Origin of the sequence: Myxococcus sp. CA033, assembly GCF_013336625.1 — a bacterium.
In the GTDB taxonomy this organism is placed as follows: Bacteria; Myxococcota; Myxococcia; order Myxococcales; family Myxococcaceae; genus Myxococcus; species Myxococcus llanfairpwllgwyngyllgogerychwyrndrobwllllantysiliogogogochensis.
Window position 1 is genome coordinate 95,114 of the sequence record NZ_JABUMU010000015.1, and the last position, 26,336, is coordinate 121,449.

The following is a 26,336-nucleotide window of genomic DNA, read 5'->3' on the forward strand; positions in this document are numbered from 1 at the left end:
GGAGATTGTCGCCGGACTCTGGGCCCAGCTCCTGTCGGTGGAGCGCGTGGGGATTCACGACAGCTTCTTCGACCTGGGCGGGCACTCGCTGCTGGCCACCCAGGCCGTGTCGCGCGTGCGTGTGGCCCTGGGAGTCGAGGTCCCACTGCGGGAGCTGTTCACACACCCCACCGTGGAGGCGCTGTCCGCGCGCATCGACGAACTCGCGATGAGCAGGCAGTCGGCCAGGGGCAGGCCGCCGCTCGTGCCCGCACCGCGCACGCAAGGGCTGCCGTTGTCCTTCGCGCAGAAGCGCCTCTGGGTGGTGGATCGACTGCGGCCCGGCGACCCGGCCTACAACATCTCGGGGGCCATCCGGGTTCGTGGGGCGCTCGACGCCGACGTGCTCGAGCGCTGCGTCGCGGAGATCGTGCGACGCCACGAGAGCCTGCGCACGACCTTCGAGTTCGTGGGAGAGGAGCCGGTGCAGCGCATCGCCGCCGAGCTCGAGGTGCCGCTGGGGCGCGTGGACCTGTCGGACTTCCCCGAGCCCGAGCGCGAAGACCTGGTCGCCCGGCTCGTCGCCAAGGAGACGGGGTGGTCTTTCGCCCTGGCCCAAGGCCCGCTGCTGCGCCTCTCGCTGCTGCGACTGTCCGAGGCGGAGCACGTGCTGGTGTTCGCGATGCACCACATCATCTCGGACGGCTGGTCGCGCGGAATCCTCGTCCGGGACCTCATGGCGCTCTATGTCGCCTTCGTCGCGGGTCAGCCTTCGCCCCTGCCGAAGCCGGTGCTGCAGTACGCCGACTTCGCGCACTGGCAGCGGAGCTGGCTGCGAGACGAGGTGCTGGAGGCCCAGCTCGCGTACTGGCGGCGTCGGCTCGCGGGCGTGCCGCCGGTGCTGGCCCTGCCCACGGACCGTCCTCGTCCGGTGGCGCAGAGCCTGCGGGGCGCCCACTACCGGGCCACGCTACCGCCGCCTCTCGTGGAGGCGTTGAAGCGGCTTGGCCGGACGGAGGGGGTCACGCTGTTCATGACCCTCATGGCCGGTTTCCAGGCGTTGCTCTCGCGCTACACGGGGCAGGAAGACCTCACCGTGGGGACCGACGTCGCCGGCCGCAACAACGCCGACCTGGAGGGGCTCATCGGGTTCTTCGTGAACCAGCTCGTCATCCGCGGGCAGCTCGACGGAAACCCCCCGTTCCGCGCGCTCCTGACGCGCGTGCGTGACACGGCGCTGGAGGCGTACGCGAACCAGGACCTGCCCTTCGAGGAGCTCGTCCGAGCGGTCAACCCCGAGCGGAGCCTGGGCCATACGCCGCTGTTCCAGGTCAAGCTGGCGCTGCAGAACCAGCCGTTCACGGAGCTCCAGCTCCCGGGCCTGAGTCTGAGCGGCGTGGCGTTCGAGAACGCGTCGTCCAAGTTCGACCTCACGCTCGTCCTGGAGGAGTTCGAGGGCAGCCTCGTCGGGCTGTGGGAGTTCAGCACCGACCTCTTCGACGAGGCGACGATCGCGCGCATGGCCGCGGCCTACCAGCGGGTGCTGGAGGCGGTGGTCACCGCGCCGGACCTGCGGCTGTCCGCCCTGCCCGTCCTCGCCGACCAGGAGCGCCACCGGCTGCTCGTCGAGTGGAACGCGACGGACGCCGAACTCCCGGAGGACCGCTGCGCGCACCACCTCTTCGAGGAGCAGGCGCGCCGCACACCGGAAGCGCCGGCCGTGTCCTTCCAGGGGCGCGCGCTGAGCTACGCGGAGCTGGACCAGCGGGCCAACCAGCTCGCGCACCACCTGCGTGGGCTCGGCGTCGGGCCCGAGCTGCGCGTCGGCGTTTGCCTGGAACGTTCGCTGGAGCTGGTGGTGGCCCTCCTGGGAGTGCTGAAGGCGGGAGGCAGCTTCGTCCCATTGGATCCTGGCTACCCCACGGAGCGGCTCTCCCTGCTGCTGCGGGAGTCCGCCGTGTCGGTGCTGCTCACGCAGGACGCAGTCCTCGACGAGCTGCCCCTCCGCTCGGAGCTTCCGGTCTGCCTGGACTCGGACTGGACGGACATCGCCCGCCACCCCACGAGCGCGCCGTCGGTCGACGTGGCGCCGGAGAACCTGGCCTACGTCATCTTCACCTCGGGCTCCACGGGCCAGCCCAAGGGCGTCCTGCTCGCCCACCGGGGCCTGTGCAACACCGCCCTGGCCCTGGCGGCGGCCTTCGACATCTCGCCCGGGAGTCGGGTGCTCCAGGCCTCCGCGCTTGGCTTCGACGCCTCTGTCTCCGAGGTCTTCTCCACCCTGCTGAGCGGCGGCTGCCTCCATCTGGCCCTCCGTGACGAGCTGATGCCCGGTGCGCCCCTGCGAGATCTGATTCAACGGGAGGCCATCACCACCGTGACGCTCACGCCGCCGGTGCTCGCGCAGTTGGAGCCGCGAGCGTTGGACACGCTGCGGGTGGTGATCTCCGCGGGCGATGCGTGCACGCCGGAGCTCGCCGCGAGGTGGAAGCCGGGCCGGCGCTTCCTCAACGCCTACGGCCCGACCGAAGTGACGGTGTGCGCGAGCATCAGCCCTGACGTGAAGGTCGAGCGGCCGAGCATCGGCCGTCCGCTCCCGAACGTGCGGCTCTACGTCCTCGACTCCCACCTCCAACCGGTTCCCCAGGGGAGCACCGGCGAGCTGTACGTGGGTGGCGTGGGACTGGCGCGTGGGTATCTGGAGCGCCCGGACCTCACCGCCGAACGGTTCATCCCGTCCCCCTTCGCGCTCACCCCCGGTGAGCGGCTGTACCGGACGGGAGATCTCGTGCGCGCCCTGCCGTCGGGCGAGTTCGAGTTCTCGGGCCGCGTCGACAACCAGGTGAAGGTCCGCGGCTTCCGCGTCGAGCTGGGGGAGGTCGAGGCGGTGCTCGGGCAGGCCCCCGGGGTGCATGAGGCCGTCGTCGTGGCCCGTGCCGACGCTGCGGGAGGCAAGCGGCTCGTGGCCTACTTCGTCGCCCGGGAGGACACGCGGCTCGCCGTCGAGGACCTCCGTGCGTTCCTGCGCGACAGGCTCCCCGACTACATGGTGCCGTCCGCGTGGGTGCTCCTCATGGCCCTGCCGCTGACACCCCACGGAAAGGTCGACGCCAAGGCGCTCCCCGCTCCCGAGGCGGCGCCCGGCACTGATGATACCCGCCAGCGCACCCCGCCCCGCACGCCCACCGAGGAGCTCATCGCCGAGGTGTGGGCCGACGTCCTCCAGTGCGGGTCCGTGGGCGTCGACGATGACTTCTTCGAGCTGGGCGGACACTCGCTCATGGCCACCCAGGTGACCACGCGCGTGGGCGGAGTCTTCGGCCTGGAGCTGTCGCTGACCGACTTCTTCTCGAAGCCCACCGTGGCGGCGCTCGCCACGCATATCGACTCACTCGGAGGCACGTCCGGGCCGCGCGTCCCGCCAGTCGTTGCCACGCCACCGTGCGAGGTGCTGCCCCTCTCGCCGCGCCAGCAGGTCTACTGGTCGGACGAGGAGAAGGGGCCCGAGGACCTCGCGAACTCCTCCCCGGCGGCGTTCCGCCTGGACGGCCCGCTCGACACGGAAGCACTGCGGGAAGGCTTCGACCTGCTCGTCCGGCGCCACGAGATCCTCCGCACGAGCTTCCCCTTCATCGACGGCACTCCGATGCAGCGGATTGCCTCGCAGGGGGAAGCACGGCTCCAGGTGGTCGAGCTCGGCGACCTGCCGGAGCAACAGCGCCAGGCGGAGCTCATGCGGCGTATCGACGAGGAGCAGCACCGCCCGTTCACCGTCGCCCAGGGACCGCTGCTCCGCGCCTGGGTGTTCCGCCTCACCGCAGACACGCACGTCCTGCTCCTCAACCAGCACCACGCGATCACCGACTACGTCTCCACGTCCCTCTTCATGGGCGAGCTGGCGGAGGCCTACGCCGCGCTCCGTGAAGGGCTGCCGCCGCGGCTCCCCGAGCCCGCGCTGCAGTACCGCGACGTCACCCGATGGGAACACGACTGGCTGCGCGGGGGAGCGCTGGAACAGCTGCGCGCCTACTGGTCCCTGAAGCTCGCCAGTCCAGTCCTGGAGGTGGCGCTTCCCTACCGGCGCCCGCGCCAGCGGCACGAGGGCATCGTGAGCAGCCTCCAGCCGTTCCACCTCTCGCCCGAGCTCTCCAGGGCAACCCGGGCGCTCTGCCGCAAGGAGGGCGTGACGCCGTTCGTGCTGATGCTCGCGGCATTCCAGGTGGTCCTGTCGCGCTGCGCCAGGCAGGAGGACATCGCGGTCGGCTTCTCGCACGCCAACCGCCAGCGCATGGAACTGGAGAAGGTCCTGGGGATGTTCGCCGGTTACATGGTGTTGCGGACGGACCTGTCGGGTGACCCGAGCTTCCTCGAGGTCCTCCGGCGGGCTCGCTCGACGTACCTGGAGGCGTTCCAGCACCAGGGGCTTCCGCACACCGAACTGGTCAAGCTGATGCCGCCCCCGTGGCAGGTCGGCTTCTCGTTCACGCGCGTGGATCGCGCACAAGCCACCTCCGTGGCCGGGCTGTCGGTGTCCCCTCTCCCCCTCCATCGCACCCGGTCCCTGACGGACCTCAAGCTGAACGTCGTGGAGGCACCGGAAGGATTGGGCGGTACCTTCGAGTACAAGGCCGACCTGTTCGAGCACGAGAGCATCCAGGCGATGCAGGACGACTTCCAGGCCCTGCTCGAGTTCATCGTCGCGGCCCCCGACCAGCGCCTGTCCGAGCTTCCGCGACGCACGCACGCCCTGGGCCTCGCCCATGGAAGGCACGAGACGGCGTGAGGATGCAAATGAGCCCGACCGGGTCCGCGCGCGGACGCAGTGAGCGCGCGAAAGGCCTACGCCAGGCGGCGGCGCTCACCCACCGAGGCAGAGCGGCGCGCGAGGAACTCCTCGATGGGGCCCGCGGCCCCCCGTGCGCTCTCGGCCTGGACGAAGTGGACCCGCAACTGCTCGCAGGCCTTCTTGTACGCGGGATTCTGGAGGACGTCGTCGAGGGCCTCGAGCAGCCGGTCGGCGGTGACCTCTGGAGGTGGGATGGTGCGCCCCACCCCATGAAGTTCAATCAACCGGCCGATGTCGGGCTGATCGAACTGGAGTGGAATGGAGACCATGGGCACGCCGAAGGCGATGCACTCCTTCACGCTGTTCGTCCCGGCATGGTTGACCATCACCGCCGCCTTCCGAAGCAGGCCGAGCTGCGGCGCCACCTTCACGGCGATCACGCCGGGCGGCACGTCGAACATCGCGGGCTCCATCGTGGAGCCCACCACCATGACGAACTGAAGCTCCGGGCGGCGAGCGGCCGCGAGGAAGGCCTCCTGGAGGATGCGCAGGTTGTGCTTCGAGGTCGCGGCGAGCGTCCCGAGCGCGAAGAGGACCAGCGGTCGGTCCTCGCGCAGGCGCTCCCAGGGAAACTCGGGCTCGCGGCGTTCATGGTCGATGCACGGCTCGATGTAGCAATACTCCCCAGGGGTGCTGCGCACCCGCACCTCGGCGAACTCCCTGGGACAGAGGAGCAGCTCGGGCGAGAGGCTCCGGTCGAGCATCGGAACGGTCTTGATGTTCTTCAGCGGGTAGCGGTGCTTGCGCGCCAGCGCCAGCAGGGCCGGACGAAGGCGGGGAAAGAGCCCCAGCGCCATGAGGAGTCGCTCACCCGGCATCGCGGCGCCACGCCCCGGTCCCCGCGAGGCCCCCTCGGGGCGTGGAATGAACTCCGGGGGAATCGTCACGTTCATCTGCAGGACGGGGACGTCGAGCCCGTGCCCGATGATGGCGAGGTGCCGGAGCTTCTCGTCGCAGATGAGGAGGTCTGGTCGAAGCGGGGCCAGGAGGGCATCGACCTCCCCCTCGACCATCCGACGCAGCGCTTCGTTGAAGCAACGCGCCTGGGTGCGCAGGAACCACAGCAGGCGCAGGCCCTTCAGCCGCGCCGCGGTCGCTCGCAGCTCGGTGAGCTTCCCCTTGGGGAAGATGTCCCCGAACAGGGGCGTGAACTCGAAGCCCTCGGCACGCACCTCGTCCTCTATCTCCAGGATGCCCAGGTAGATGACCCGGTGACCGCCGCGCTGGAGCGACCGCGCGATCCGCAAGCTGGGATTGACGTGGCCTGGAACAGGCAGCGGCGCGAGGAGGATGGTGGCCATCTGAATCCTTCGAGGAGGTCGATCTGGATCGAACGGATTGTAGAATGGTTTTTCGTGGATTATTGTTCAAACCTGCAAGATTAGACATCCAGTGAGACGAGACCTTGGATAGCCTTGGGCTGCCGCCTGCCGCGCGGACGAACATGTGGGACGCGGTCCCGGCGCCGAGCGAGCTCCTGGGCATCGTGGGGGGCCTCGGGCCCCTGGCGTCGGCCGAGTTCCTGAAGACCATCTACGAGGAGAATCCGTTCGAGGTGGAGCAGTCGGGGCCGGCCTGTGTCCTGCTGTCGGACCCGAACGTGCCGGATCGCACCCAGGCGATCATCCAGGGCCAGGAGGCGTTGGTGGCGCGATGGCTCGAGGGCGCGTTGATGCGCCTGCGGGACATGGGTGCGCGGCGCATGGTGATCGCCTGCATCACGATGCACCACTTCCTCGAACACATCCCCGCGCCGCTGCGCGACCTCACCGTGTCGCTCGTGGACCTCACCCTCGACGAGGTGAGCGCGGAGGGGAAGCGCTGGCTGATTCTCTCCAGCCAGGGGACCCGCGCGGCGCGCGTCTTCGAGCGCAGCGAGCGCTGGCGCGCAGCGGAGCCCCACCTGACCTGGACGAGCGCCGCGGAGCAGGTCGAACTCCACGACGCCATCTACCGGCTCAAGCGACACGGCGACGTCACGGAGGCGGCGGTCCTGTGCGAGCGACTGGTCCGGGCCCATGGCGTGGACGGCTTCATCGCGGGCTGCACCGAGCTTCACCTCGTCACCCGGTACATGCGCACCCGCCCCCCACAGGAGCGCCTGCGGAACATCGACCCGCTCTACCTGGTGGCGAACCGCATGCCCGCGCTCGTCACGCACCGGTACGCCCTCAAGCGCAGCGCGTAGAGGCTTGGGCGCGAGTGCCTGGAGACTCCCTCCCGCACCTCCGCGTCGCGGCCCACTGCGTCGCGAATAACGGACAGAAAAGTAAATTCAGAAATAGCCTGAATATTGCGATGTCCTGAATATACAGCTCTGGCAAGCTTGGCCGGGTGAGCATGAGTGAGCGGCACGGCGTCACGAATCGTCCGACCCGGCCAGCACCGGACCCGATGAGGGGTCTGGTTGGCGGGTTGATGCGCGCACGGTGGGCGCTTCGGTCGGCGCGCTCGTGGCTGCGCGTGCGTTACGTCTGGCTCAAGCCCCGCCCTGGGGACATCTACATCGCCACCGCGGCCAAGGCCGGGACGACGTGGATGCAGCAAATCGTCTTCCAGTTGATCCACGAGGGACGTGGCGAGTTCGAGCACATCCTCCAGGTGTCCCCATTCCTGGAGCAGTTCGGGACGAAGCCCCAGGCGGAGCAGGTGCTGGCCAGACTGCCCTCGCCCCGCATCTTCAAGACGCACCTGAGCCATGGCTTGCTGAGGCCTCCCGCCAACAGCCGAGTCATCTACGTCACGCGTGCGGCGTCCGACACCCTGGTGTCCTACTACCACCACGTGTGCAGAGCCCACGGCGCGCATCTGGACTTCGATCAGTTCTTCCAGCGGGAGATGAAGAACCGCGGGTGGTCGTCCCACCTCAGGTCCTGGTGGCCGAACCGCCGGGCGCCCAACGTCCTGCACGTGCGCTACGAGGATCTCGTGACGGACCGCGAGCGGGAGCTGCGGCGCGTCGCGACGTTCCTCGCGCTTCCACTTCCTCCAGAGCGACTGCCGGACATCCTGGAGAAGACGAGCTTCGAGTACATGAAGCGGCACAACGCCCGCTTCGCGCCGCCCATGCCAGGAGGCTTGAGCGCGGAGGGATTCATCCGCGAGGGCAAGGTGGGGAGCGGCCGCGACGCGCTCGATGCCGGGCAGCAGGTCCTGCTCGAGAGGACGCTGGCCCCGCTGTTCCGCGAGCTTGGCATCACCGGCAACGAAGTCTGACAGCTGACCACGAGAATAGGGTTGCCAGCATCATGTCTCAGAGCCCCCGTAGCGCCCCTGACCGGTCCGTTTCCCCCAAGCCCAAGCGGCGCGGCGTGTTCCGGCGCCTCGCGCGCGGGACGCTGGTGCTGCTCGCCATCGTGGGCATCCCCTTCGGGCTGTACGTCACCTGGGTGTCGCATCAGCTGCCCTCCGTGAGCCGGCTGGGCGAGGAGAACCCGGAGCGCACCAACTACATGCGGCTGGCCATCTCCGAGGGACAGCTCCCCGAGAACTTCGCGGTGACCTGGCTTCCCCTCTCCTCGATGTCCAACGCGCTGGTGTGCGGAGTGGTGAAAGCGGAGGACACCATCTTCTTCCAGCATCGGGGCTTCAACTACCGGCAGACGTTGCTGGCCATACACGGCCGCTTGAACGGCCGGGTCGTCGGGCACAGCACCATCACCATGCAGCTCGCGCGCAACCTCTTCCTCGGACCCGAGCAGACCTTCGAGCGGAAGCTGCGGGAGATCCTCCTCACCCGCGACCTGGAGCGTGAGGTGCCCAAGCAGCGCATCCTGCAGCTCTACCTGAACATCATGGAGCTGGGCCCCGGAGTCTGGGGCGTGGGACAGGCCAGCCAGTACTACTTCCAGAAGCAGCCCGCGCAGCTCGATGCCTTCGAGGGCACGCTCCTGGCGGCCATCGCGCCCGCGCCGCGGCAGCCCCTGGAGGGACCGAATCGCGAGCGAGCACGAAAGAAGCAGGCCTCCGTCCTGTGGCGCATGTTCATCTCCGGCCTGCTCGGCCCGGAGCAGTACCAGTCGCTGGTCCTCCGCCATCAGGTCCTGTTCCAGGCCCTCGAGAAGGGAGTCCCGCTGCAGGAAGCGCTGCGGCTCCCCACTCCCGCCGACGTGCAGCCGCCCCCCGTGCCATTCCGTGTCGTCACCGAGGAGATTCCCGAAGAGCGGATGCTGGAGGAGTCCTGCGGCTATCGCAGCGAGCTCGGCTACTACACGGGCCCCAACCCCGTCCCGAAGTTCTGAGAGGCAACGGGCTCCCGCGCAGGGCACGCCCTCATCCGCGAGACCGGGCCTTCACCGACAGGGGCTGGGGCTGGCCTGCCCTGACGGAGGAGTTACGAGGAGAACAGCCGGCGCAACCAACCGGTGAGCCCGCTGGCGGATGGGGCCGGCCTTCCGTCCAGGTACGAGGAGTTACGAGGAAAAGAGCCGGCGCAGCCAACCGGTGAGCCCGCTGGCGGATGGGGCCGGCCTTCCGTCCAGGTACGCGGCGGGCACCTGTTGCCGGAGATCCTCGGGGAGCGTGTGGAACGCATACTCCCGGCCCGGAGGGATGGGCTTGAGCTTCACGCCCCGCGTCTCGGTGAGGTAGTCGTACCCGACGCGCTGGAAGCGCGATTCCGGATCCAACCGGACATAGCGGTCTCTCCGCGCGATGCGGTCCGCCGGCTTCACCATGCGCAGGTGATACAGGCCGTGGTCCAGCATCAGGTGCCGGGCCCCCACGAGCTGCTCGGGGTACCACACGCCATGAAACTTCGTATGGCGCCGGCCTCCGAAGGTCATCGCATCAGGAAGGGGAAAGGCGCAGCAGCGGGTCTTCCGGCCCCAGAGGCCATCGGCGCGGTACTGCGCGACGCCGTCCCACAGCTCCCGGTAGCGCATCGCCACCAGGGGCCGGTTCTGCTTCTCCGCCTTGAGGAGGTACTCCGGCAGCCGCGCGAGAAAGCCCTGCTCGAAGCGCTCGTCGGCGTCACCGCAGAGCACCCACCGGGCGCCCAGCTCCTTCGCCCGCCGCAGCAGTCGGGAGCGGTTGCCGGGCTCATCCCAGCCCACCTCGTCGGGACGCGGCGGATTGGTGAGCACGTCGGCCATCTTGGGCTCGGCGGCGAGGATGGCGCGCGTTTCATCCGTCGACCCGTCGTCCAGCGCGACAAAGGCATCCACATGGTCGCGCAGGTGGTCCAGGCACCCGCGCAGGTAGTACGCCTCGTTCCGAAGCTGCAGGACCGCCACGAGCATGGGGTGTCCCATCTCCTATCGCCGCCAGTCGAAGGCGATGCGCTTGAAGCTCTCACCCCAGCCCTCGGGGTTCGCCTGCGCCGACGAGGGGCTGAAGATGCGCTGCGTGTACTCGGGTGAAGGCATCGCGCTGGCCTGCCGCACCTGCCGGGGCTCGAGGGACAGGTGGAGGATGCGCATGTCCTCGAGCGGAAAGAGGTACGTGTCCGTCATCATGAGGCGCACGCGCAGGTTGTCGTCATCACCGCCCCACTGGTCGAAGCTCTCGTCGTAGCCATGGATGGCATTCAGGCGCTCGCGGGCCACGCAGATGGAGCCGTAGATCGTCACGGGTTCCGTGAACGCCGTCGCGAGAGAACCTCCGGCGGACTCCACCTGGTCGAACGTCGCGAAGGCGACGTGGCCGAGCGCCGCCGTACCGGGGTTGGCCGCGATATGCGCGAGCGCGATGGCGGGCACGTCGGTGACGAAGGCGGACTCGGGCGACATGACGAGCACGTGCTCGCCGATGGCATTGCGCACCCCCACGTTGATGGCGCGACACGGCGGCCGCCAGGGGTGGTCGAAGTCGTTGACGATGATGCGCCACCGGATGGAGGGGAAGTCGCGGACGAGGCGCATCACCTCCCCTTCTTCGCTCGGCTCGTCGAGGACGATGACCACCTCGGTGCCTGGCCGGGCGAAGTACGGCGCGTTCAGCAGCAGCACCCTCTGAAACTCCCGGATGCGCTTGAAGTACGGCATGACGACACTGAGATTCACCCGTTCCCTCCACTTCGTGCCCGGAAGCCCCGGACCGCCTGGCGAGGACCGAATGATACATTTTCCTGAATAGCCGTGTTCACGGCTTTGACTTATTCTACGCGCTTCACGGCTTCTGCCCTGGAGCACGCCCCCATGCTTGTCGCCCCTGTCCGCTCGCGCCTCACGCGGATGTCACTCCTCGCCGTCCTCGTCTGCGTGGCGGCATCCTGCAAGAAGCGCGATGCCCCCTTCGGCGAGCCGATGGAGACGGACTTCGGCGCGCACCCGCTGCAAGTCACCGCCTCATTCGACGGGAGCAAGCGCTTCGCGATGTGGCTCGACACGTTGGGGTTCGCCCGGAAGCTGGAGCGGGAGACAGGCAAGCCGCTCCACTACACCTACTTCATCAACACCGCGTACTACGACCCCACGGTGCAGGGTGTGGCGATTGATCCGCTCGACGTGCCGACGACGGCTGAAGAGGCCCGCGTGCGGTGGGCCCTCACCCAGCAGGCCCTGAACGAGGGGCACGAGGTCGCGAACCACACGGTCCGCCACGCGTCCGGGCAGACATGGACTGATGACGCCTGGCGCAAGGAGATCGACGAGTTCCACGCGCTGGTGGAGGCGAACCTCTTCGAGCCCGTCGTCGATGCGAAGGGCAAGGCGGTGTTCCCGAAGTGGGAGCCCTTGAAGACGGCGGCTGCGGGACAGCCGGGTGCGCGGTGCGGCGCCGACGCGGACTGCCAGGGCGGTACGTGCCTGCACCTGACCGAGGACGTGGGCGTGTGCAGCACGACCTGCAATGCCAATACACCCTGCGTGGCGGGATTGGTTTGCGGAAGCCCGACGTGGACGACCGCGACGGACGTTTGCATTCCCCCTCCGGCCTTCCCCATCGAACATGAAGGCAAGGTGTTGTTCGACGCGGAGGGGAAGCCCCAGCGAGAGAACCTCAAGCCGTACCGGGTGGTGGGGTTCCGCGCGCCCTTCCTGCACTTCAACTCAGCCCTCTACCGGGTGCTGTCCGCGCGCGGCTACGCGTACGACAGCAGCCCGAGCTGGAAGCTGGGCCCGCCCCGGCGCATGACGAAGGAGCCCGGACTGGGAATGGCCCAGTTCCCGCTGATGTGGATGAAGGGTGCGCTCACGTACTCGATGGACGACGCATACAACTCGAAGGGGGGCACGGGAGCACAGATGGAGGAGGACTACCAGAAGGCTCTCCACGCGGCCTACGAGGACTTCGGGCGGGTGCCGTGGAACATGGGCCACCACTTCGCGCTGTTCCGGGGCGGCGACTACTGGCGCGCCATGCAGAAGACGCTCACCTACGCCGCCGCGGGCTGTCCGGATGAGAAGGGGGCCCGCCACTGTCAGGAAGTGGAGTTCCCCTCCTTCCGCGAGCTCGCCGAGAAGAAGATTCCGAGCTGGGACGCCACCGCCGCGTCGAAGCCGTGACAAAAAGGTGAAGGCCCTGGACTTCTCGGCTTTCGCCTAGGAGTCCAGGGCCTTCGATGGTCGGGGCGACAGGATTTGAACCTGCGACCACTTGCACCCCAAGCAAGTGCGCTACCAGGCTGCGCTACGCCCCGAAACCGCTTGTGCTGCCGCCGTCGTGAAACGGTGCGCCCTTATGCCCCTACACAACGCTCAGGTCAAGCAGGAGCAGCAGGTCGCGGTGGGAAAACTCACCCTTCTGAATCTTCCATTCCCTCTTCGTCGAAGTCCTCGCCCCGGGCCTCGGCCGCGTCCGCCGCCGCTTCCTCGCGCGCGTCGATCTCCGCGTGATCTTCCGGCGGGGCCTCCCCGTTGAGGGCGCTCTTCAACACCTGACTCGGCCGGAAGGTCAGCACCCGACGGGCCGAGATTTCAATCTCCTTGCCCGTCTGCGGGTTGCGACCCACGCGCGCCTTCTTCTGGCGCACCTGGAAGTTGCCGAACCCGGAGACCTTGATCTTGTCGCCGCGCTCCAGCGTTTCCTTGAGCGTGTCGAACACGAGCTCCACGATTTCGGCCGACTCCTTCTTCGAGAAGCCGACCTTCTCGTAGACGCCCTCGATGATGTCCGCCTTCGTCATGCGAATCCTCGGGATGCCCCCACCCTCAGCACGGTGAACGCCCAAATACTGTGGCAGCCTTCCCGAAGGCAAGTCAACCCTCTGACTTCATTCAGGAATTCAGGCACGCAGCGAGGCACCCAGGCGCTGGTTCACCTCGCTGATGATGCGCTGGTGCGCCTCCGTGACTTCCACGTCGGTCAACGTCCGCTCCGCCGAGCGGTAGCGCAGCGCGTACGCCAGGTTCTTCTTCCCCTCGGGAATCGGCTTGCCCGTGTACACGTCGAACACCAGCGCGTCCTCCACCAGCGGACGGCCCACTTCCAGGATCACCTTCCGCACCGAGTCGTTCGCCAGCTCCACCGGCACCACCACCGCCAGGTCGCGGAGCACCGCGGGGAACCTGGGCAGCGAGTGGTACTCGGGCACCAGCCGAGCCGCCGAGTACAGCGGCTCCGTGTCCAGTTCGAACACGAACACTCCCTCGGGCAGGCCCAGCGATTTCACCACGCGAGGGTGCAGCTCCCCTACATGGCCCAGCACCGTGCCGTCCGCCAACTTCACCTCCGCGCTGGCACGCGGGTGGTACGCCGCAGGCCCGCCAAGCGACCAGGTGACGCCGTCCACACGCAGCGCCCCGAGCACCGCCTCCACCGCGCCCTTGGCATCGTAGAAGTCCGCCCGGGCATCCTTCTGCGTCCAGCTCCGGCCGCCACCTCGCAGGCCCCACACCAGGCCCGCCACGCGGTTCACTTCGCGCGCCGCCGGCCGGGTCCCCTGCCCGCCCTCCGAGTCCCGGAAGTAGGCGCGGCCCGTCTCGTAGAGGCACACCGACTCCACCTGGTGCCGGACACTGCGCGACAGGTTCTCCAGCAGCCCGGGGAGCAGGCTGGTGCGCATCACCGACTGCTCGACACTCAGCGGGTTGAGCAGCGCCACCGGCTGCTCCTTCAGGCCCAGGACCTCCAGGCTCTTGGGCGCGACGAACGAGTAGTTCACCACCTCGTCCAACCCCGCACCCGACATCGCCTGCCGCAGGCGACGCTCCGCCTCGGAGTGCGCCGGCTCGGGCGCCAGCGAGGCCAGCCCGCGCGGCAGCTTCGCCGGGATGTTGTCGTAGCCGAAGACGCGAGCGACCTCCTCCAGCAGATCCTCCTCGCGCTCCACGTCCACGCGCGCCCGAGGCACCGAGTACGTCGCCTGCCCCGCGCTCTCCGCCAGCTTCTGGAAGCCGAGCGCCTCCAGGATGCGCCGCACCTCCGCCTCGGGCACCGCCACGCCCAGCACCTTCTCCACCCGGGCGAAGCGCAGCGTCACCTGACGCGGCGGCTTCTCGGCCGGATAGATGTCGATCAACCCCGGCGCCACCGTGCCGCCCGCGAGTTCGACGAGCAGCTGCGCCGCCCGCTCGATGGCGGGAACCACCGCGTCCAGGTCCGCCCCACGCTCGAAGCGATGGGACGCCTCGGTGTGCAGCGCATGACGCTTCGCCGCCCGGCGCACGCCCGAGCCCAGGAAGTTCGCAGCCTCCAGCAACAGGCGCGTCGTCTTCTCCGTCACCTCGCTGTCCCCGCCACCCATGACGCCCGCGAGCGCCTGCGGCCGGTCCCGGTCACAGATGACCAGCTCTTCCTGGTCCAGCGTCCGCTCCTTGCCGTCCAGGGTCGTGAGCTTCTCGCCCTTCTTCGCCCCGCGGACGACAATCTCCTGCCCCGCGAGCTTGTCCAGGTCGAACGCGTGCAGCGGCTGCCCGAACTCGAGATTGACGTAGTTGGTGATGTCCACCACGTTGTTGATGGCCCGCACGCCACACGCCTTCAGCCGGTCCTGCATCCACTGCGGCGACGGCTTGATGGTGACGTTCTCCACCACTCGCGCCCCGTAGCGCGGGCAGCGCACCGAGTCCTCCACGCGGACCTTCGCGCTCTGGGACGCGGGCGTCCCAGACTCCGTCAGCTTCGGCTGGGGCACCTTCAATGCCGCCCCCGTCACCACGCTCACCTCGCGCGCCACGCCCAGGTGGCTCAGCGCGTCCGGCCGGTTCGGCGTGACGTTGACCTCCAGGACCACGTCATCCAGCCCCAGCGCCTCCGCGATGGGCGTGCCCGGCTTCAAGTCGGGCGACAGGATGAGCAGGCCATTGGACTCCTCGCTCAGCCCCAGCTCCTTCGAGGAGCAGAGCATGCCGGAGCTGTCCACGCCTCGCAGCGCGGCCTGCTTGATCTCCATCCCGTTGGGCAGCTTCGTGCCCACCGTGGCCAGCGGAACCTTGTCGCCGACCTTGTAGTTCTTCGCGCCGCACACCACCTGCACCAGCGCGCCGCCCCCGGCGTCAATCTGAGTGACGGAGAGCTTGTCCGCGTTGGGGTGCTGCACGGACTCCTTGATCTGCGCCACCACCACGCCTCGGAGCCCATCCCCCGGACGCTCCAGGCCTTCGATCTCCAGGCCCGCGGCGGTCAACTTGCGCGCCAGCTCGTCCACCGACGGCGGCAGCGCCACGTAGTCGCCAAGCCACTTCACCGAAATCTTCACAGGTCCACCCTCTTGCTCTCGGGACGAAGACAGGAGCGCGACCACGCCACCCCGCCAGGCGGGAGGCTCGGGCGGCCGCGCCCGAAGGACTCAGAACTGCTCGAGAAACCGAGCGTCGTTCTCGAACATCATCCGCAGGTCGTCGATGCGGTAGCGCAGCATGGCGATGCGCTCCACGCCCATGCCGAACGCGTAGCCCGTCACCTCGCCCGGGTCATACCCCGCGGAGGTGAACACGTTGGGGTGCACCATCCCGCTGCCCAGCACCTCCAGCCAGCCCGTCTGCTTGCACACGCGGCAGCCCTTGCCGCCACACGAGGTGCAGGAGATGTCCACCTCCGCCGACGGCTCGGTGAAGGGGAAGAACGACGGGCGGAAACGCGTGCGCGTGTCCGAGCCGAAGAACGCCTTCACGAACGCGTCCAGCGAGCCCTTCAGCTCGGCGAACGTCACGTCCTTGTCCACCAGCAGGCCTTCCACCTGGTGGAACATCGGCGTGTGGGTGATGTCCGAGTCGCGGCGGTACACCCGCCCCGGCATCACCGCTCGGATGGGTGGCTTGCGCTGCAGCATGTACCGCACCTGCACCGGCGACGTGTGCGTGCGCAGCAACACGGAGCTGTCCGCCTTCTTCGCGTGCCCCAGTGACGGCTCGTCCACGTAGAACGTGTCCTGCATGTCCCGCGCGGGGTGGTCCTTCGGGAGGTTCAGCGCCTCGAAGTTGAAGTAGTCCAGCTCGATTTCGGGGCCCGCGGCCACGTCGAAGCCAAGCCGGGAGAACGTCCGGACGATGTCCTCCATCGTCCTCGACACCGGGTGCCGGCTCCCCGGCGCCACCGCGCGACCGGGCAACGTCACGTCCAGCCCGGGCCCCTGGAGCTGGGCCTCCAGCGCGGCGTCTTCCGCGCGCTGCGTGGCCTCGGCGAGCAGCTTCTCCAGCTCCGCCTTGACGATGTTGGCCACCTCACCCAGCGCCCGTCGCTCCTCGGGGGGCAGCTTGCCCATGCCGCCAAGGACTCCGGACAGCTCGCCCTTCTTGCCCAGGTAACGGACCCGAAGCGCTTCCACCGCGGGCAACTCGGACGCCCCCGCGATCTCCCGCCGAGCGGCCTCCGCCAACGCCTGCAACCTGTCCCGCATGGCCTTGTCGCCTCCGTTGCACGGCCCCTGGACGCATGGCCCATCGGGGCAAAAAAAAGGGCCGCCCTGGAGAGGCAGCCCGTTTACTCACGCAGGCGGGCGGCCCGTGAAGGCCACCTCACCCGCTCTGTCGCTGGCCCTCAGGGAGGACCGGCGTGAATCAGGCCGCCTTCGCGATGTTGGCGATGGCCGCGAAGCCCGAGGGGTCCGCGATGGCCATGTCCGACAGCACCTTGCGGTCCAGGCTGATCTTCGCCTTCGCCAGGCCGGCGATCAGCTTCGAGTAGGACAGGCCGACCGTGCGGGCCGCCGCATTGATGCGGACGATCCACAGGCGACGGAAGTCCCGCTTGCGCTGCATGCGGTCGCGGCTGGCGTAGTCCAGGGCGCGCTCAACCGCCTGGTTCGCCCGGCGGAAGCAGTTCTTCCGGCGGCCGCGGAAACCCTTGGCCAGCTTCAAAATCTTATTGCGACGGCGACGAGCCTTTACACCCTTCTTGACGCGCATGTTTCACTCACTCCGGACTGCGTAGGTTGTCAGCCCCCGCGCGGTGCCGGCTTCACGCCGCTCCGCCAAGGGCCACGAGGTTGCCGAGCCGTGGCTCAGGCCCCGTAGGGGAACATTTCCTTGATGACCTTCTTCGCATCCATGTCGCGAAGATGGCTGGTGCCGCGGTTGCCGCGCTTCTGCTTCGGCGTCTTGGCGTGAGTGAAGAGGTGCTTGCCGTAGGCCTTGCCGTGCTTGACCTTGCCGCTCTTCTTCACCTGGAAGCGCTTCTTCGCGCCACTGCGGGTCTTCAACTTCGGCATCGTCCTGATTCCTTCCTTACAGCGTGCCGTCAGCGTCACGGCCTCTGGCGTTTTCACCCAAGGCCACGGCGGGAGCCGGCAGCCTCTACCACTATTTCTTTTCAACTGGAATGGCTACCGCCGACCGCACGCCAAGCCGTCGACCTACCGTCCCCGCGCCCCCTGCCCTTTCGGGCTGGGTGCGACGATTCCTACAAAAGTGCCCCAAGATACTTGGGCATGACGGGGAGTCAAGACCTGTCCGCAATGCACGGACCACCCCGTCCAACGGCCTACGGCAGGGCGGTCTCCTTGGCCAACAGGGCCTCGAAGTCCGTGAGCTTCATGCTCTTGAGGTCCTCGCCCCCGTACCGGCGGGGCGCCACGCCCTCCGCGGCGACCTCGTTGTCGCCCACCACGAGGGTGAACGGAATCTTCTGGAGCTGCGCCTCGCGGATCTTCGCGTTGAGGGACATGCCGCGGTCGTCGAAGTCCACCCGGAAGCCCTTGGCCCGCAGCGTGTCGCGCACCTTGCGCGCGTAGTCCGCCTGCCGGTCCGCCACGACGACGATGACCGCCTGGATGGGCGACAGCCACGCCGGGAAGGCCCCCGCGAAGTGCTCGATGAGGATGGCGGTGAAGCGCTCGAAGGAGCCGAAGATGGCGCGGTGGAGCACGACGGGCCGGTGGAGCGCGTTGTCCTCGCCCACGTAGGACAGGTCGAAGCGCTCCGGGGCCAGGTAGTCCAGCTGCATGGTGCCCAGCTGCCAGCGGCGCCCGATACTGTCGGACACCGTGAAGTCGATCTTCGGGCCGTAGAAGGCACCGTCGCCCGGGGCCAGCTCGTACTCCAGGCCCAGCGACTCGAGCGCCGTCTTCAGGCCCGCCTCGGCGCGATCCCACAGGGAGTCATCTCCCAGCCGCTGTTCCGGACGCGTGGACAGCTTCACCGCGTACGTCAGGCCCACCGCCTTGTAGACGTGGTCCAGCAGCTTCACGAAGCGCTTCACCTCGTCGGTGATCTGCGCCTCCGTGCAGTAGATGTGCGCGTCGTCCTGCGCGAACTGGCGCACCCGGGTGAGGCCGCCGAGCGAGCCCGCCGCCTCGTTGCGGTGCAGCACGTCCTGGGTGTGCAGGCGCAGCGGCAGGTCGCGGTAGCTGTGCTTCTTGAAGCCGTAGAACAGGTGGTGCGACGGGCAGTTCATCGGCTTGAGCGAGAAGTCATGCTCACCCGACTCACTGTCGAGCACGAGGAACATGTTCTCCTTGTACTTGCCCCAGTGGCCGCTCGTCTCCCAGAGGCCCTTGTTGAACATCAGGGGCGTCTTGATCTCCACGTAGCCGTCATTCGCCGTGAGCCGGCGCATCCAGTCGGAGAGCGTCTGGTAGAACGTCGTGCCCTTCGGGGTCCAGAAGGCGGCGCCGGGCGCGTACGGGTGGAAGTGGAAGAGGTCCAGCTCCTTGCCCAGCTTGCGGTGGTCGCGCTTCTTCGACTCCTCGATGCGCGTCAGGTACTCCTGCATCGCCTTCTTGTCGAAGAAGGCCGTGCCGTAGACGCGCTGGAGCATCGGGTTGCGGTGGTCACCGCGCCAGTACGCTCCGCTGGACGAGAGGATCTTGATGACGCCGATCTTCCCGGTGCTCGGGGCGTGGGGCCCCAGGCAGAAGTCCACCCAGTCGCCATGGGTGTAGAGGGTGAGCGTCTTGGCGCCGCGCGCGGCGATGTCCTTGACGATCTCCACCTTGAACTTCTCGCCCTTCTCCTCGAAGAGGCGAATGGCGTCGTCCATGGAGATTTCGGTCCGGACGAACGTGAGGTCCCGCTTCAGCTCGGCGTTCGCCTCGGCCTCGATCTTCTCCAGGTCGTCGGGCGTGAACGGCTTCTCGCGGAAGAAGTCGTAGTAGAAGCCCTCCTCCGTCGCGGGACCGATGGTCACCTGCGTGCCGGGGAAGAGCTTCTGGACGGCGCTGGCCACCACGTGGGCCGCGTCGTGCCGGATGAGTTCCAGGGACTCCGGGCTCTTGGGCGTGAAGATCTGCAGCTTCGCGTCCTCGTCGAGCCTCCGGGCCAGGTCCATGTCCTGACCGTTCACCCGAGCGAACAGCGCGGCCTTCGCCAGGCCGGCACCGATGCTCTCCCGAACGAAGTCCGCGATGGTGGTCCCCCGGGCGGCCTGCTTCTGACTGCCGTCGGGGAGGGTGACCGTGATCATGTCGGACATGCGATACCTCGGAAAAACCGCGGGCGGCAGGGCTCTTGAAAGCCGTGCCGCCCGCTGGAGATCACATCAACTGTGTTGGGTCGTAGTGGGATCGAACCACTGACCCCTACCGTGTCAAGGTAGTGCTCTACCGCTGAGCTAACGACCCGGTGCTGAGGTGGCGCGGGGAATAACAGCGGGCTCCCGTAGCTGTCAAGCAAACACGCGACTGCGCATCCGATCTTCCCAATTTCCCGGCGCGTCCCTACGCCTTCGCTGCGATCAGCGCTCGGACCCTCGCCATCACCACATCGAACATGGCCGGCGTCAGCCGCCCCGTCTGCGTGTTCTGCTGACTGACGTGGTAGCAGCCCAGGAGGATCCGCCCATTTGGGAGCTCCAGCTCCGCTCCGTGTCCGAACGCGGGGCGCGGCGATCCGAACTTCATTCCGGTCCGCTCCAGCGAGGCGAGCGCCGCGTTCCAGCCGATGGCCCCCAGGGCGAGCAGCACCCGGGCGGGCAACAGGGCCATCTCCCGATCCAGGAACGGCGCACAGCGAGCCAGCTCCTCGGGAAGCGGCTTGTTGTCCGGCGGAGCGCAGCGGGCGGCCGCCACGATGAAGGCATCCTTCAGCGCAAGCCCGTCCTCCCGGTGCTCACTCGTCCCCTGGTTCGCGAACCCCGCCCGGTGCAGTCCCGCGAAAAGGAAGTCCCCGGACCTGTCTCCGGTGAACATGCGCCCCGTCCGGTTGGCCCCATGCGCCGCCGGCGCCAGGCCGACGATGACGAGCCTCGCCCGCGGATCTCCGAAGCCCGGCACCGGCCGCCCCCAGTAGGTCCACTCGCGGTACGCGCGGCGCTTCACCCGGGCGACTTCCTCGCGCCACTCCACCAGCCGGGGACAGCTCCGGCACGACGAAATCTCCTGATGCAGTTGCTCCAGCTTCGTCACCGCGCGCTCCCGCTCACCGCGGCCTCCAGCCGCTCGACCCAGGCCCGGGCATAACCCAGGGACTCCGGGTCCGCGCCCACTTCAAGCTCCAGCTCCGTGGCCGGCTCCTGGACGAACAGCGCGACGAGGGTCACCTCATCCAAGGGCTCCCTCACGCGGATCCGCCGGACAGCGCTTCCCAGCGCCCTCCCCTTCGCGTCGGTCCACAACAAGACCCTCGACGCCGAAGACCTCCAGGGCCACGCGCCGAGAGCCACGTCGCGCCCACCCAGCGCGATGGGCCCCAGCAGCTTCGCACCCGGGAGCTGCACGAACTCGCCCCAGCCCGCCAGGCTCGCATCCTCGGGCCCGGGAAACCACGCCACCCGCGAGGGCCTCACGTCCGCCACGCGACTGGCGACGTCCACATCGAGCACCCCACGGACCTCCACCGCCACGGCCCTGGGCCCCAGCCGGTGGTGCCAGCCCGACGCGTCGAGCGTCGACGAATCCACCCAGAGCCCCACCCGTGGTGCCCGCCCGAGCTGCCGCGCATGCGCCTCCAGGAGCGGTGGACGGACCTGGACATAGACCTCGGGGAAGCTCTTGAGCGCCTCCAGCGTCGAGTCTCGCAACATGTTCGAGCGGGTGCTCAGCCACAGCACCGTCCCGCTACCAGCGAGGGAGCGCAGGGCATCCGCGTCCACCGACTCATCCACCCGGAGGTGGAGCCGATAGTGGGGCAGCGTCAGGCTGGCGGGGCCTGGAGCCTGCGCCAGCACCGCCGCCAGCAACACCGCCACGCCGATCACTTCGAGCGAGCCTCGCCCGTGTACAGCGAGGTCCGCTGGTAGCGCTGCACCACCACGCTCAAGACAACCTTGAGGATGGCCGCCACCGGCACCGCCAGGAGGATGCCCACGAAGCCGAACAGCTCACCGAACGCCAGGATGGCGATGATGACCGCTACCGGCGCGAGCCCCACCTTCTCTCCGACAATGCGCGGGGTGATGACGAAGCCCTCCAGCATCTGGCCGAAGATGAACGTGCCCGCCACCACGCCCAGCTGCCAGGGCCCCTGCCACGACAGCATCAACCCCACCAGCGAGAGCACGATTCCGAGCCCCGTCCCCAGGTACGGCACCATGTTGCCGAACCCGGCGATCACCCCGATGACGATGGCCATGTCGATGCGCGCCACCGACAGGCCCGCGGCGTAGATGACCGACAGCATCGCGCCCACCGTCAACTGCCCGCGCACGAAGGCGGACAGCACCTCGTCGACCTCCGCGAAGCGACGTCCCACCAGCCCCACCGCGCGTCGCGGCAGCAGGTCCTTCAGCCGCCCCATCAGTCGCGGGTAGTCCTGCAGGAAGAAGAAGGCCAGCACCGGCACCACCGCCAGCCCCAGCAGCGTCACGACGAACCGCGCCGTGTTGCCCGCGAAGGCCGCCAGGAGGCGCGCGGCGGCGGGGCCCGCGCTCTGCACCAGGTCCGACGCCTGCTGTCCCAACTCCGTGGTGCGCTGCCGCACCAGGTCCGGCACCGAGCGCCCCAGCAACCCCTCCAGCCGAGGCACCACCTGCGTGCTCGCGCGACGGAAGAAGTCCGGCAGCTTCAGCGCCTCGTCACGAAACACCGGGACGAGATAGAGCACCGCGCCCACCATCAGCAGGGTCCCCGCCACGAAGACCACCGTCGTCCCCAGCGTCCGATCCAACCCCCTGCGCTCCAGGGCCGTCACCATCGGATTGAAGATGTAGGCTCCGGACAGCGCCAGCAGCACCGGCACCGCCACGCCGCCGAACACCGCCAGCAGCGCGAACACCAATCCCAGCGAGCCCACCATCACCGCCGACCACCACAGGTCGATGCGGCGAGCCTCGACCTCCGTCAGCTCGACCTCCGGCACCGCTGCCACCGGCGGCGACGGCGCTTCCTTCACGGAGTGAAGCACGGGAGGCACCGGCGCCTGGCTCACCGACCCGGGGCTGCTCTTCTTGTTGTTGCGGCGTCCGATGACCCACTCCTCTTCCACGAATCGTTCGTGGATTACGGCTTCTTCAAGCCGTCATTGCGCATCCCGAAAGCGTCCAGCTTAGGCCCCGTCAGGGTTCGGACGGAAAGGCCCGGACCCACGGCGCATCATCGCCCAGGCTTCCAGGGAAACCACGAGGGCATCCGTGGCGCGGTCCCGCCTGGTTGGATGAACGGCAGGCAGCCCCCTCGAGCATCCCCGCCACGAACCCGCGACACCCGTCACGGAGTGCTTCCCCCGGGCGCGCTCTCCGAGGAGCGCAACTGGATGGTCAGCCTCGCCCGGGCGCCACTGGGCTCGTAGTACGTCGTATAGGGCCAGTATCCCTGCTTCTTCACTTCGATTTGATGCAGGCCCCTCCCCAGCGTCAGCCCCCGGGGATTGCCGGCGTAGTCGCTGCACGCGCCCTGGAGCACGCCGTCCAGATACACCTCGGCGTCATCGGGATCACACCGCAGCACCACGTCTCCACTCGTGCCCTGGGCACCAGCCATCAGCTCGCGCGCCCGCGCCATCGAGTCGGGCTCCTGCCGCCCCGCGCACCCCAGCAGTGACAGCAGGAACAATCCCGCGCCGTACCTCGGCCACCGTCCCACCCGCGCACCACTCACCCCATCACCCTGTCGACCTTCCACCGAAGTCCCCTGCCGCGCGGAACCGGGCCTCGGGAGCCTGCATCCGCGCTACTGCGTGACGATGACGACACGGCCCTCGGCCAGGAAGCCCGTGTTGACCTCTCCCAGCGTCTTCACGTCATCCGAGGCGAGCACCAGGTCGGAGCCCTTCAACCCGGTGGCCTTCACCACCATGGGCTTCTCTCCCACCAGCGCGGCCTTCTTCGCCGCATCCAGGCTGTTGAACCACGCGGCGACACCGGTGGACTCACGGACCTCGCTCGCGAGCGCACCCGCCCCATAGAGCGCCTTGCCCGCCGCATCCAGCAGCCGGGGCGCGAGCACGGGCTTGAGCCCCAACCCTCGCGCATCCACCACGAGGCCCGTGTACTTCTTCGCGCCCGCGCTGTTGAAGACGATGGTCGCTCCCGGTGCGGGCACCACCAGCGCGGACGTAATCGCCGCCAGCGGCACCTCCACATCCAGCTCCACGCCACTGTCCGAGAAGAAACGCTTGGCGACGACCTTGTGGCCGCGGACCGCCGTCTCCACCCGCTCGCGCACCTCGCTCCGCGCCATCTCGTCGCCGACGCTCCGCCCCGCGCTCAACTGCAGCGTGCGCACCTGCTCGAGGAGATTCTTGGACGCATCCTGCTTCGCGGAGCGCTCGGCCCCCAGGCGCGCCTGCCCCGGATTTGCCGCCTTCAAATCGGGAGCACCCGCCCCGGTCGCCCGAAGCACCTGCCCCTCCCAATTCACGCCCACACTCCCCACCGGACGGACAACCTCAACGGTGGGGACGGGCTTCGCCGCCTTGCCCTGGCCGAACGCCGACAGAGGCACGGCCAGCAACACCGCCCATCGCAAATGCCGCATGGAGCTCCTCCCGTCCTCACCCGATACCTTGGGTAGTCCCAGGGCAGAATGGCTGCCCATTCAAGGAGCCCGCCTCCTTGGAAGTCAAGACAACCTCCGAGGAGCAACGCGTCGCGTCAGTTCTCGCTGCCCGGGCGGCCGTGACGGTCGACGTAGGCGTCGATCATCTTCCGGTGCCGCTCGGTGAGGAGGGTGAACTTCACGCCGGAGCGCTCGCCGCGTTTGGCGGTGGACAGCTCCACCCACTCGCGTACGACTTCGCCTTCCGCGTAGATGATTTCTTCCGAGCCCGGGAGCTGGAACTGGAGGCCCACGCGCTTGGCTTCGTGCTGGGGTTCAATCAACCGTGCCAGACTCACCCCTTCCGGGCTGATGTCCGCGGCCCGCGACATGTACGGCACGCCGCCCATGTACTTGTTCAGGTAGATGTCGAGGGGCGCCCGCTTCGCCTTCCGCTTGTCGCTCATCGCTCCGTCGCCTCCGCTGCGTGCAACAGGTTGCTCCGGGGTTGAAGCAACCTGGATGCAGGGTAGAGGCAGGTGCTGAACTCGCAAGAAAACGACCCACCACTCCGTGCTGGGCGCGAGCGCGTGGGCCCTATATTCCAGCCCACATGATGAAAGGTGGAAGCATGCGAACGACGATGTGCATGGCGACACTCGCCCTGGTGCTTGGCACCACGGGAGCACACGCCCAGGGTGGCGGCGCGGCGAAGAAGTCCGAGCCCACGGCGAAGGCTCCCTCGGCCCCGACTCCTCCTCCCGGGGAACTCTCCGAGGACGGAAAGACCATCTACGCGCTCGGCGTCAGCGTGGGGAAGGACCTCTCCCTCTTCGCCCTCACGCCAGAAGAAGTCCTCATCCTCCAGCGTGGCGTCGCCGACGGAATGGCCGGCACTTCCACCGTCGAGCCGAAGGAGTACGCGCCCAAGATTCAGGCGTTCGCGAAGTCGCGTCAGTCCCAGGCCGGCAACGCGGCGCTGGAGCGCGCGGCGAAGGAGCCCGGCGCGGTGAAGCTGCCCACGGGCGTCATCTATCGCGAGACGCAGGCGGGCAACGGCAAGAGCCCCCGCGTCACCGACACCGTGAAGGTCCACTACGAAGGGCGGCTGGTGGATGGCTCCGTGTTCGACACGTCGGCCAAGCGCGGCATCCCCGTCGAGTTCCCCCTCAACGGCGTCATCGCCTGCTGGACCCAGGGCGTCGCGCGGATGAAGGTGGGCGGCAAGGCGAAGCTCACGTGCCCCGGCGCCACCGCGTACGGCGAGCGCCCTCCTCCGGGCTCGCGCATTCCGCCCAACGCCGTCCTCGTCTTCGACGTGGAGCTGGTGGACATCCCCGGCGACACGTCCCGGCGGTAAGCCGCGCGGCTCACTTCACCCGACGAATCCAGAAGCTCCCGGGCCAGTCCACGGGAGCGCCTCGATACGACGGGAAGGCCTGACGCAGTCGGTCCGCATGCGTCAGGTGCATGAAGCTGCTGCCCCAGAGCACCTCGAAGCTGTCATTGAAGGACAGGAACGCCTGGAGCAGGTACTGCTCCGTCCAGAAGCGCCGGTGCTCCAGCACCCAGGCCCTGGGGTACTCCGCCGGCAGGAAGATGTCGTGGATGTGCACCACCACGCCCTTCTTCAACCGGGGCAGCAGCTCCAGGAACTCCACCTGGACGTCACTGCCCACCTTCAACACGTGGCTCGAGTCGATGAAGAGGACGTCGTTCTCCTCCAGCCTCGCCACCTCCGACAATGGAATGTCCTGCGCCTTCATCGGCTCCAGGCGCGTCAGCCCGGGGAAGCCCGCGCGCAGCACGTCGCTCGGATAGGGCTCGAACGCCACCAGCTCACAAGCGGGCGCGCCGTGTGACTCATTCACCCGGCACGCCTGCGCCGCCAGCCGCGTGGACCAGCCCGAGCCAATCTCGAAGAGCCGGCGCGGTTTGAGTTCCCGCACCAGGCAGTACAGCAGCTCCGCGTCCACCGTCCCGAACGCGCTGTTGTCCAGGTGGAACTCGTGCGGGACGCCCGTGGGCTCGCGCGGGAAGGCCGTGTATTCGTCGCGATACTGCGTGGAGAAGCGCTCCAGGAGTTCGAGCTGCCTGGACTCGCGCAGGTCCACGCCCACCAGCTCCGAGCGCGCGCTCCAGAGCGACTCCGGCAGCGAGCTTGTGTCGGGGATGGGCTGATAGAAGTGGTTCGGCGTGACGTGGTAGCCGCTCCGCTCGAAGACCTGGAACAGCCGAGGGTCGTCGAGCAGCCCGAGCCGCCGACCTCCGTTCACCAGTCCTTGGGCCAGCAGCTCCTTGAGTCGACGCTTGATGGGCATGTGCGGCGCGCAGCCTACCACC

Annotated in this window: 21 protein-coding genes, 2 tRNA genes and 1 pseudogene (1 of these 24 cut by a window edge); 6 read left to right on the top strand and 18 right to left on the bottom strand. The window is 68.3% G+C overall.

The genetic code is table 11. From position 1 onward, the window contains the following. A protein-coding gene (locus HUA78_RS29005) for a non-ribosomal peptide synthetase/type I polyketide synthase (protein ID WP_174477625.1) crosses the window boundary here: on the top strand, nucleotides 1-4,762 show its final stretch. 7,517 nt of this gene lie to the left of the window's left edge; 4,762 of the gene's 12,279 nt are visible here — the last part of the coding sequence; its start codon lies beyond the left edge, outside the window; its stop codon occupies nucleotides 4,760-4,762. Nucleotides 4,763-4,818: 56 nt separating this feature from the next. Here the strand turns inward: HUA78_RS29005 and HUA78_RS29010 are convergent, their stop codons facing one another. Beyond that, nucleotides 4,819-6,126, bottom strand: coding sequence for a nucleotide disphospho-sugar-binding domain-containing protein (locus tag HUA78_RS29010; RefSeq protein ID WP_174477626.1), 1,308 nt, complete (start codon nucleotides 6,124-6,126; stop codon nucleotides 4,819-4,821). A 143-nt stretch (nucleotides 6,127-6,269) separates the two neighbouring features. On the opposite strand from HUA78_RS29010, the gene HUA78_RS29015 reads away from it, so the two are divergent. The 3 genes from HUA78_RS29015 to HUA78_RS29025 all read left to right on the top strand — a co-directional run bounded on the left by HUA78_RS29015 (nucleotide 6,270) and on the right by HUA78_RS29025 (nucleotide 9,066). After that, nucleotides 6,270-7,013, top strand: a complete 744-nt coding sequence (locus HUA78_RS29015; protein WP_174455397.1) for an aspartate/glutamate racemase family protein — start codon at nucleotides 6,270-6,272, stop codon at nucleotides 7,011-7,013. Between the two features lie 206 nt (nucleotides 7,014-7,219). Next, nucleotides 7,220-8,041 (top strand): sulfotransferase domain-containing protein, encoded by an 822-nt coding sequence (locus tag HUA78_RS29020; protein WP_174477627.1) that lies wholly within the window; start codon nucleotides 7,220-7,222, stop codon nucleotides 8,039-8,041. Nucleotides 8,042-8,073: 32 nt separating this feature from the next. Continuing rightward, the gene (locus HUA78_RS29025) at nucleotides 8,074-9,066 is read left to right on the top strand and encodes a biosynthetic peptidoglycan transglycosylase (protein WP_217442639.1); all 993 of its coding nucleotides are present in this window, start codon (nucleotides 8,074-8,076) and stop codon (nucleotides 9,064-9,066) included. 171 nt (nucleotides 9,067-9,237) lie between these two features. Here HUA78_RS29025 and HUA78_RS29030 read toward each other — a convergent pair whose 3' ends face one another. Together HUA78_RS29030 and HUA78_RS47770 are read right to left on the bottom strand one after the other, a co-directional pair. Then, nucleotides 9,238-10,065 (bottom strand): glycosyltransferase family 2 protein, encoded by an 828-nt coding sequence (locus HUA78_RS29030; RefSeq protein ID WP_174477629.1) that lies wholly within the window; start codon nucleotides 10,063-10,065, stop codon nucleotides 9,238-9,240. A gap of 15 nt (nucleotides 10,066-10,080) precedes the next feature. After that, nucleotides 10,081-10,827, bottom strand: coding sequence for a galactosyltransferase-related protein (locus tag HUA78_RS47770; protein WP_174455393.1), 747 nt, complete (start codon nucleotides 10,825-10,827; stop codon nucleotides 10,081-10,083). Nucleotides 10,828-10,962: 135 nt separating this feature from the next. Here HUA78_RS47770 and HUA78_RS29040 point away from each other — a divergent pair, with 135 nt between their 5' ends. After that, nucleotides 10,963-12,270, top strand: coding sequence for a polysaccharide deacetylase family protein (locus tag HUA78_RS29040; protein ID WP_174455392.1), 1,308 nt, complete (start codon nucleotides 10,963-10,965; stop codon nucleotides 12,268-12,270). 57 nt (nucleotides 12,271-12,327) lie between these two features. On the opposite strand, the gene HUA78_RS29045 is transcribed toward HUA78_RS29040, so the two are convergent. The 14 genes and pseudogenes from HUA78_RS29045 to HUA78_RS29110 form a co-directional block, all read right to left on the bottom strand. Next, nucleotides 12,328-12,404, bottom strand: a tRNA-Pro gene (locus HUA78_RS29045). A gap of 207 nt (nucleotides 12,405-12,611) precedes the next feature. Continuing rightward, nucleotides 12,612-12,890, bottom strand: a pseudogene (locus HUA78_RS29050) (integration host factor subunit alpha); the annotation flags it as partial. Between the two features lie 99 nt (nucleotides 12,891-12,989). Further along, entirely contained in the window at nucleotides 12,990-15,404 is a 2,415-nt protein-coding gene (gene pheT / locus HUA78_RS29055) for a phenylalanine--tRNA ligase subunit beta (RefSeq protein WP_174467949.1), read from the bottom strand. A gap of 90 nt (nucleotides 15,405-15,494) precedes the next feature. After that, the gene (gene pheS / locus HUA78_RS29060; protein ID WP_141640621.1) at nucleotides 15,495-16,544 is read right to left on the bottom strand and encodes a phenylalanine--tRNA ligase subunit alpha; all 1,050 of its coding nucleotides are present in this window, start codon (nucleotides 16,542-16,544) and stop codon (nucleotides 15,495-15,497) included. 160 nt (nucleotides 16,545-16,704) lie between these two features. Continuing rightward, nucleotides 16,705-17,052, bottom strand: coding sequence for a 50S ribosomal protein L20 (rplT, locus tag HUA78_RS29065; RefSeq protein ID WP_141640620.1), 348 nt, complete (start codon nucleotides 17,050-17,052; stop codon nucleotides 16,705-16,707). 95 nt (nucleotides 17,053-17,147) lie between these two features. Then, entirely contained in the window at nucleotides 17,148-17,354 is a 207-nt protein-coding gene (rpmI, locus tag HUA78_RS29070) for a 50S ribosomal protein L35 (protein WP_141640619.1), read from the bottom strand. A 272-nt stretch (nucleotides 17,355-17,626) separates the two neighbouring features. Beyond that, complete coding sequence (thrS, locus tag HUA78_RS29075; RefSeq protein ID WP_174477630.1) at nucleotides 17,627-19,555, bottom strand: threonine--tRNA ligase; 1,929 nt, start codon at nucleotides 19,553-19,555, stop codon at nucleotides 17,627-17,629. 76 nt (nucleotides 19,556-19,631) lie between these two features. Further along, nucleotides 19,632-19,703: transfer RNA gene (locus HUA78_RS29080), tRNA-Val, on the bottom strand. 96 nt (nucleotides 19,704-19,799) lie between these two features. Continuing rightward, nucleotides 19,800-20,486: a uracil-DNA glycosylase gene (locus HUA78_RS29085; RefSeq protein ID WP_174467947.1), complete on the bottom strand. Its 687-nt coding sequence runs from the start codon at nucleotides 20,484-20,486 to the stop codon at nucleotides 19,800-19,802. Further along, a complete protein-coding gene (locus tag HUA78_RS29090) occupies nucleotides 20,483-21,268 on the bottom strand; it encodes a hypothetical protein (protein WP_174477631.1) in 786 nt (261 codons plus the stop codon). Before HUA78_RS29090 ends, HUA78_RS29085 begins: the two co-directional genes overlap by 4 nt. A 5-nt stretch (nucleotides 21,269-21,273) precedes the next feature. Beyond that, nucleotides 21,274-22,431, bottom strand: coding sequence for an AI-2E family transporter (locus HUA78_RS29095; protein ID WP_174455555.1), 1,158 nt, complete (start codon nucleotides 22,429-22,431; stop codon nucleotides 21,274-21,276). Nucleotides 22,432-22,724: 293 nt separating this feature from the next. After that, on the bottom strand, nucleotides 22,725-23,138 hold the full coding sequence (locus HUA78_RS29100) for a PEGA domain-containing protein (RefSeq protein ID WP_371745685.1): 414 nt from the start codon (nucleotides 23,136-23,138) through the stop codon (nucleotides 22,725-22,727). A gap of 48 nt (nucleotides 23,139-23,186) precedes the next feature. Continuing rightward, a complete protein-coding gene (locus HUA78_RS29105; protein ID WP_141640615.1) occupies nucleotides 23,187-23,993 on the bottom strand; it encodes a hypothetical protein in 807 nt (268 codons plus the stop codon). Nucleotides 23,994-24,109: 116 nt separating this feature from the next. Continuing rightward, nucleotides 24,110-24,460, bottom strand: coding sequence for a PilZ domain-containing protein (locus HUA78_RS29110; RefSeq protein WP_141640614.1), 351 nt, complete (start codon nucleotides 24,458-24,460; stop codon nucleotides 24,110-24,112). 164 nt (nucleotides 24,461-24,624) lie between these two features. Between HUA78_RS29110 and HUA78_RS29115 the strand changes: the two genes are divergently transcribed. After that, nucleotides 24,625-25,353: an FKBP-type peptidyl-prolyl cis-trans isomerase gene (locus HUA78_RS29115; protein WP_174467813.1), complete on the top strand. Its 729-nt coding sequence runs from the start codon at nucleotides 24,625-24,627 to the stop codon at nucleotides 25,351-25,353. Between the two features lie 10 nt (nucleotides 25,354-25,363). On the opposite strand, the gene HUA78_RS29120 is transcribed toward HUA78_RS29115, so the two are convergent. Beyond that, complete coding sequence (locus HUA78_RS29120) at nucleotides 25,364-26,314, bottom strand: class I SAM-dependent methyltransferase (protein WP_174477632.1); 951 nt, start codon at nucleotides 26,312-26,314, stop codon at nucleotides 25,364-25,366. Between the last annotated feature and the right edge of the window lie 22 nt (nucleotides 26,315-26,336).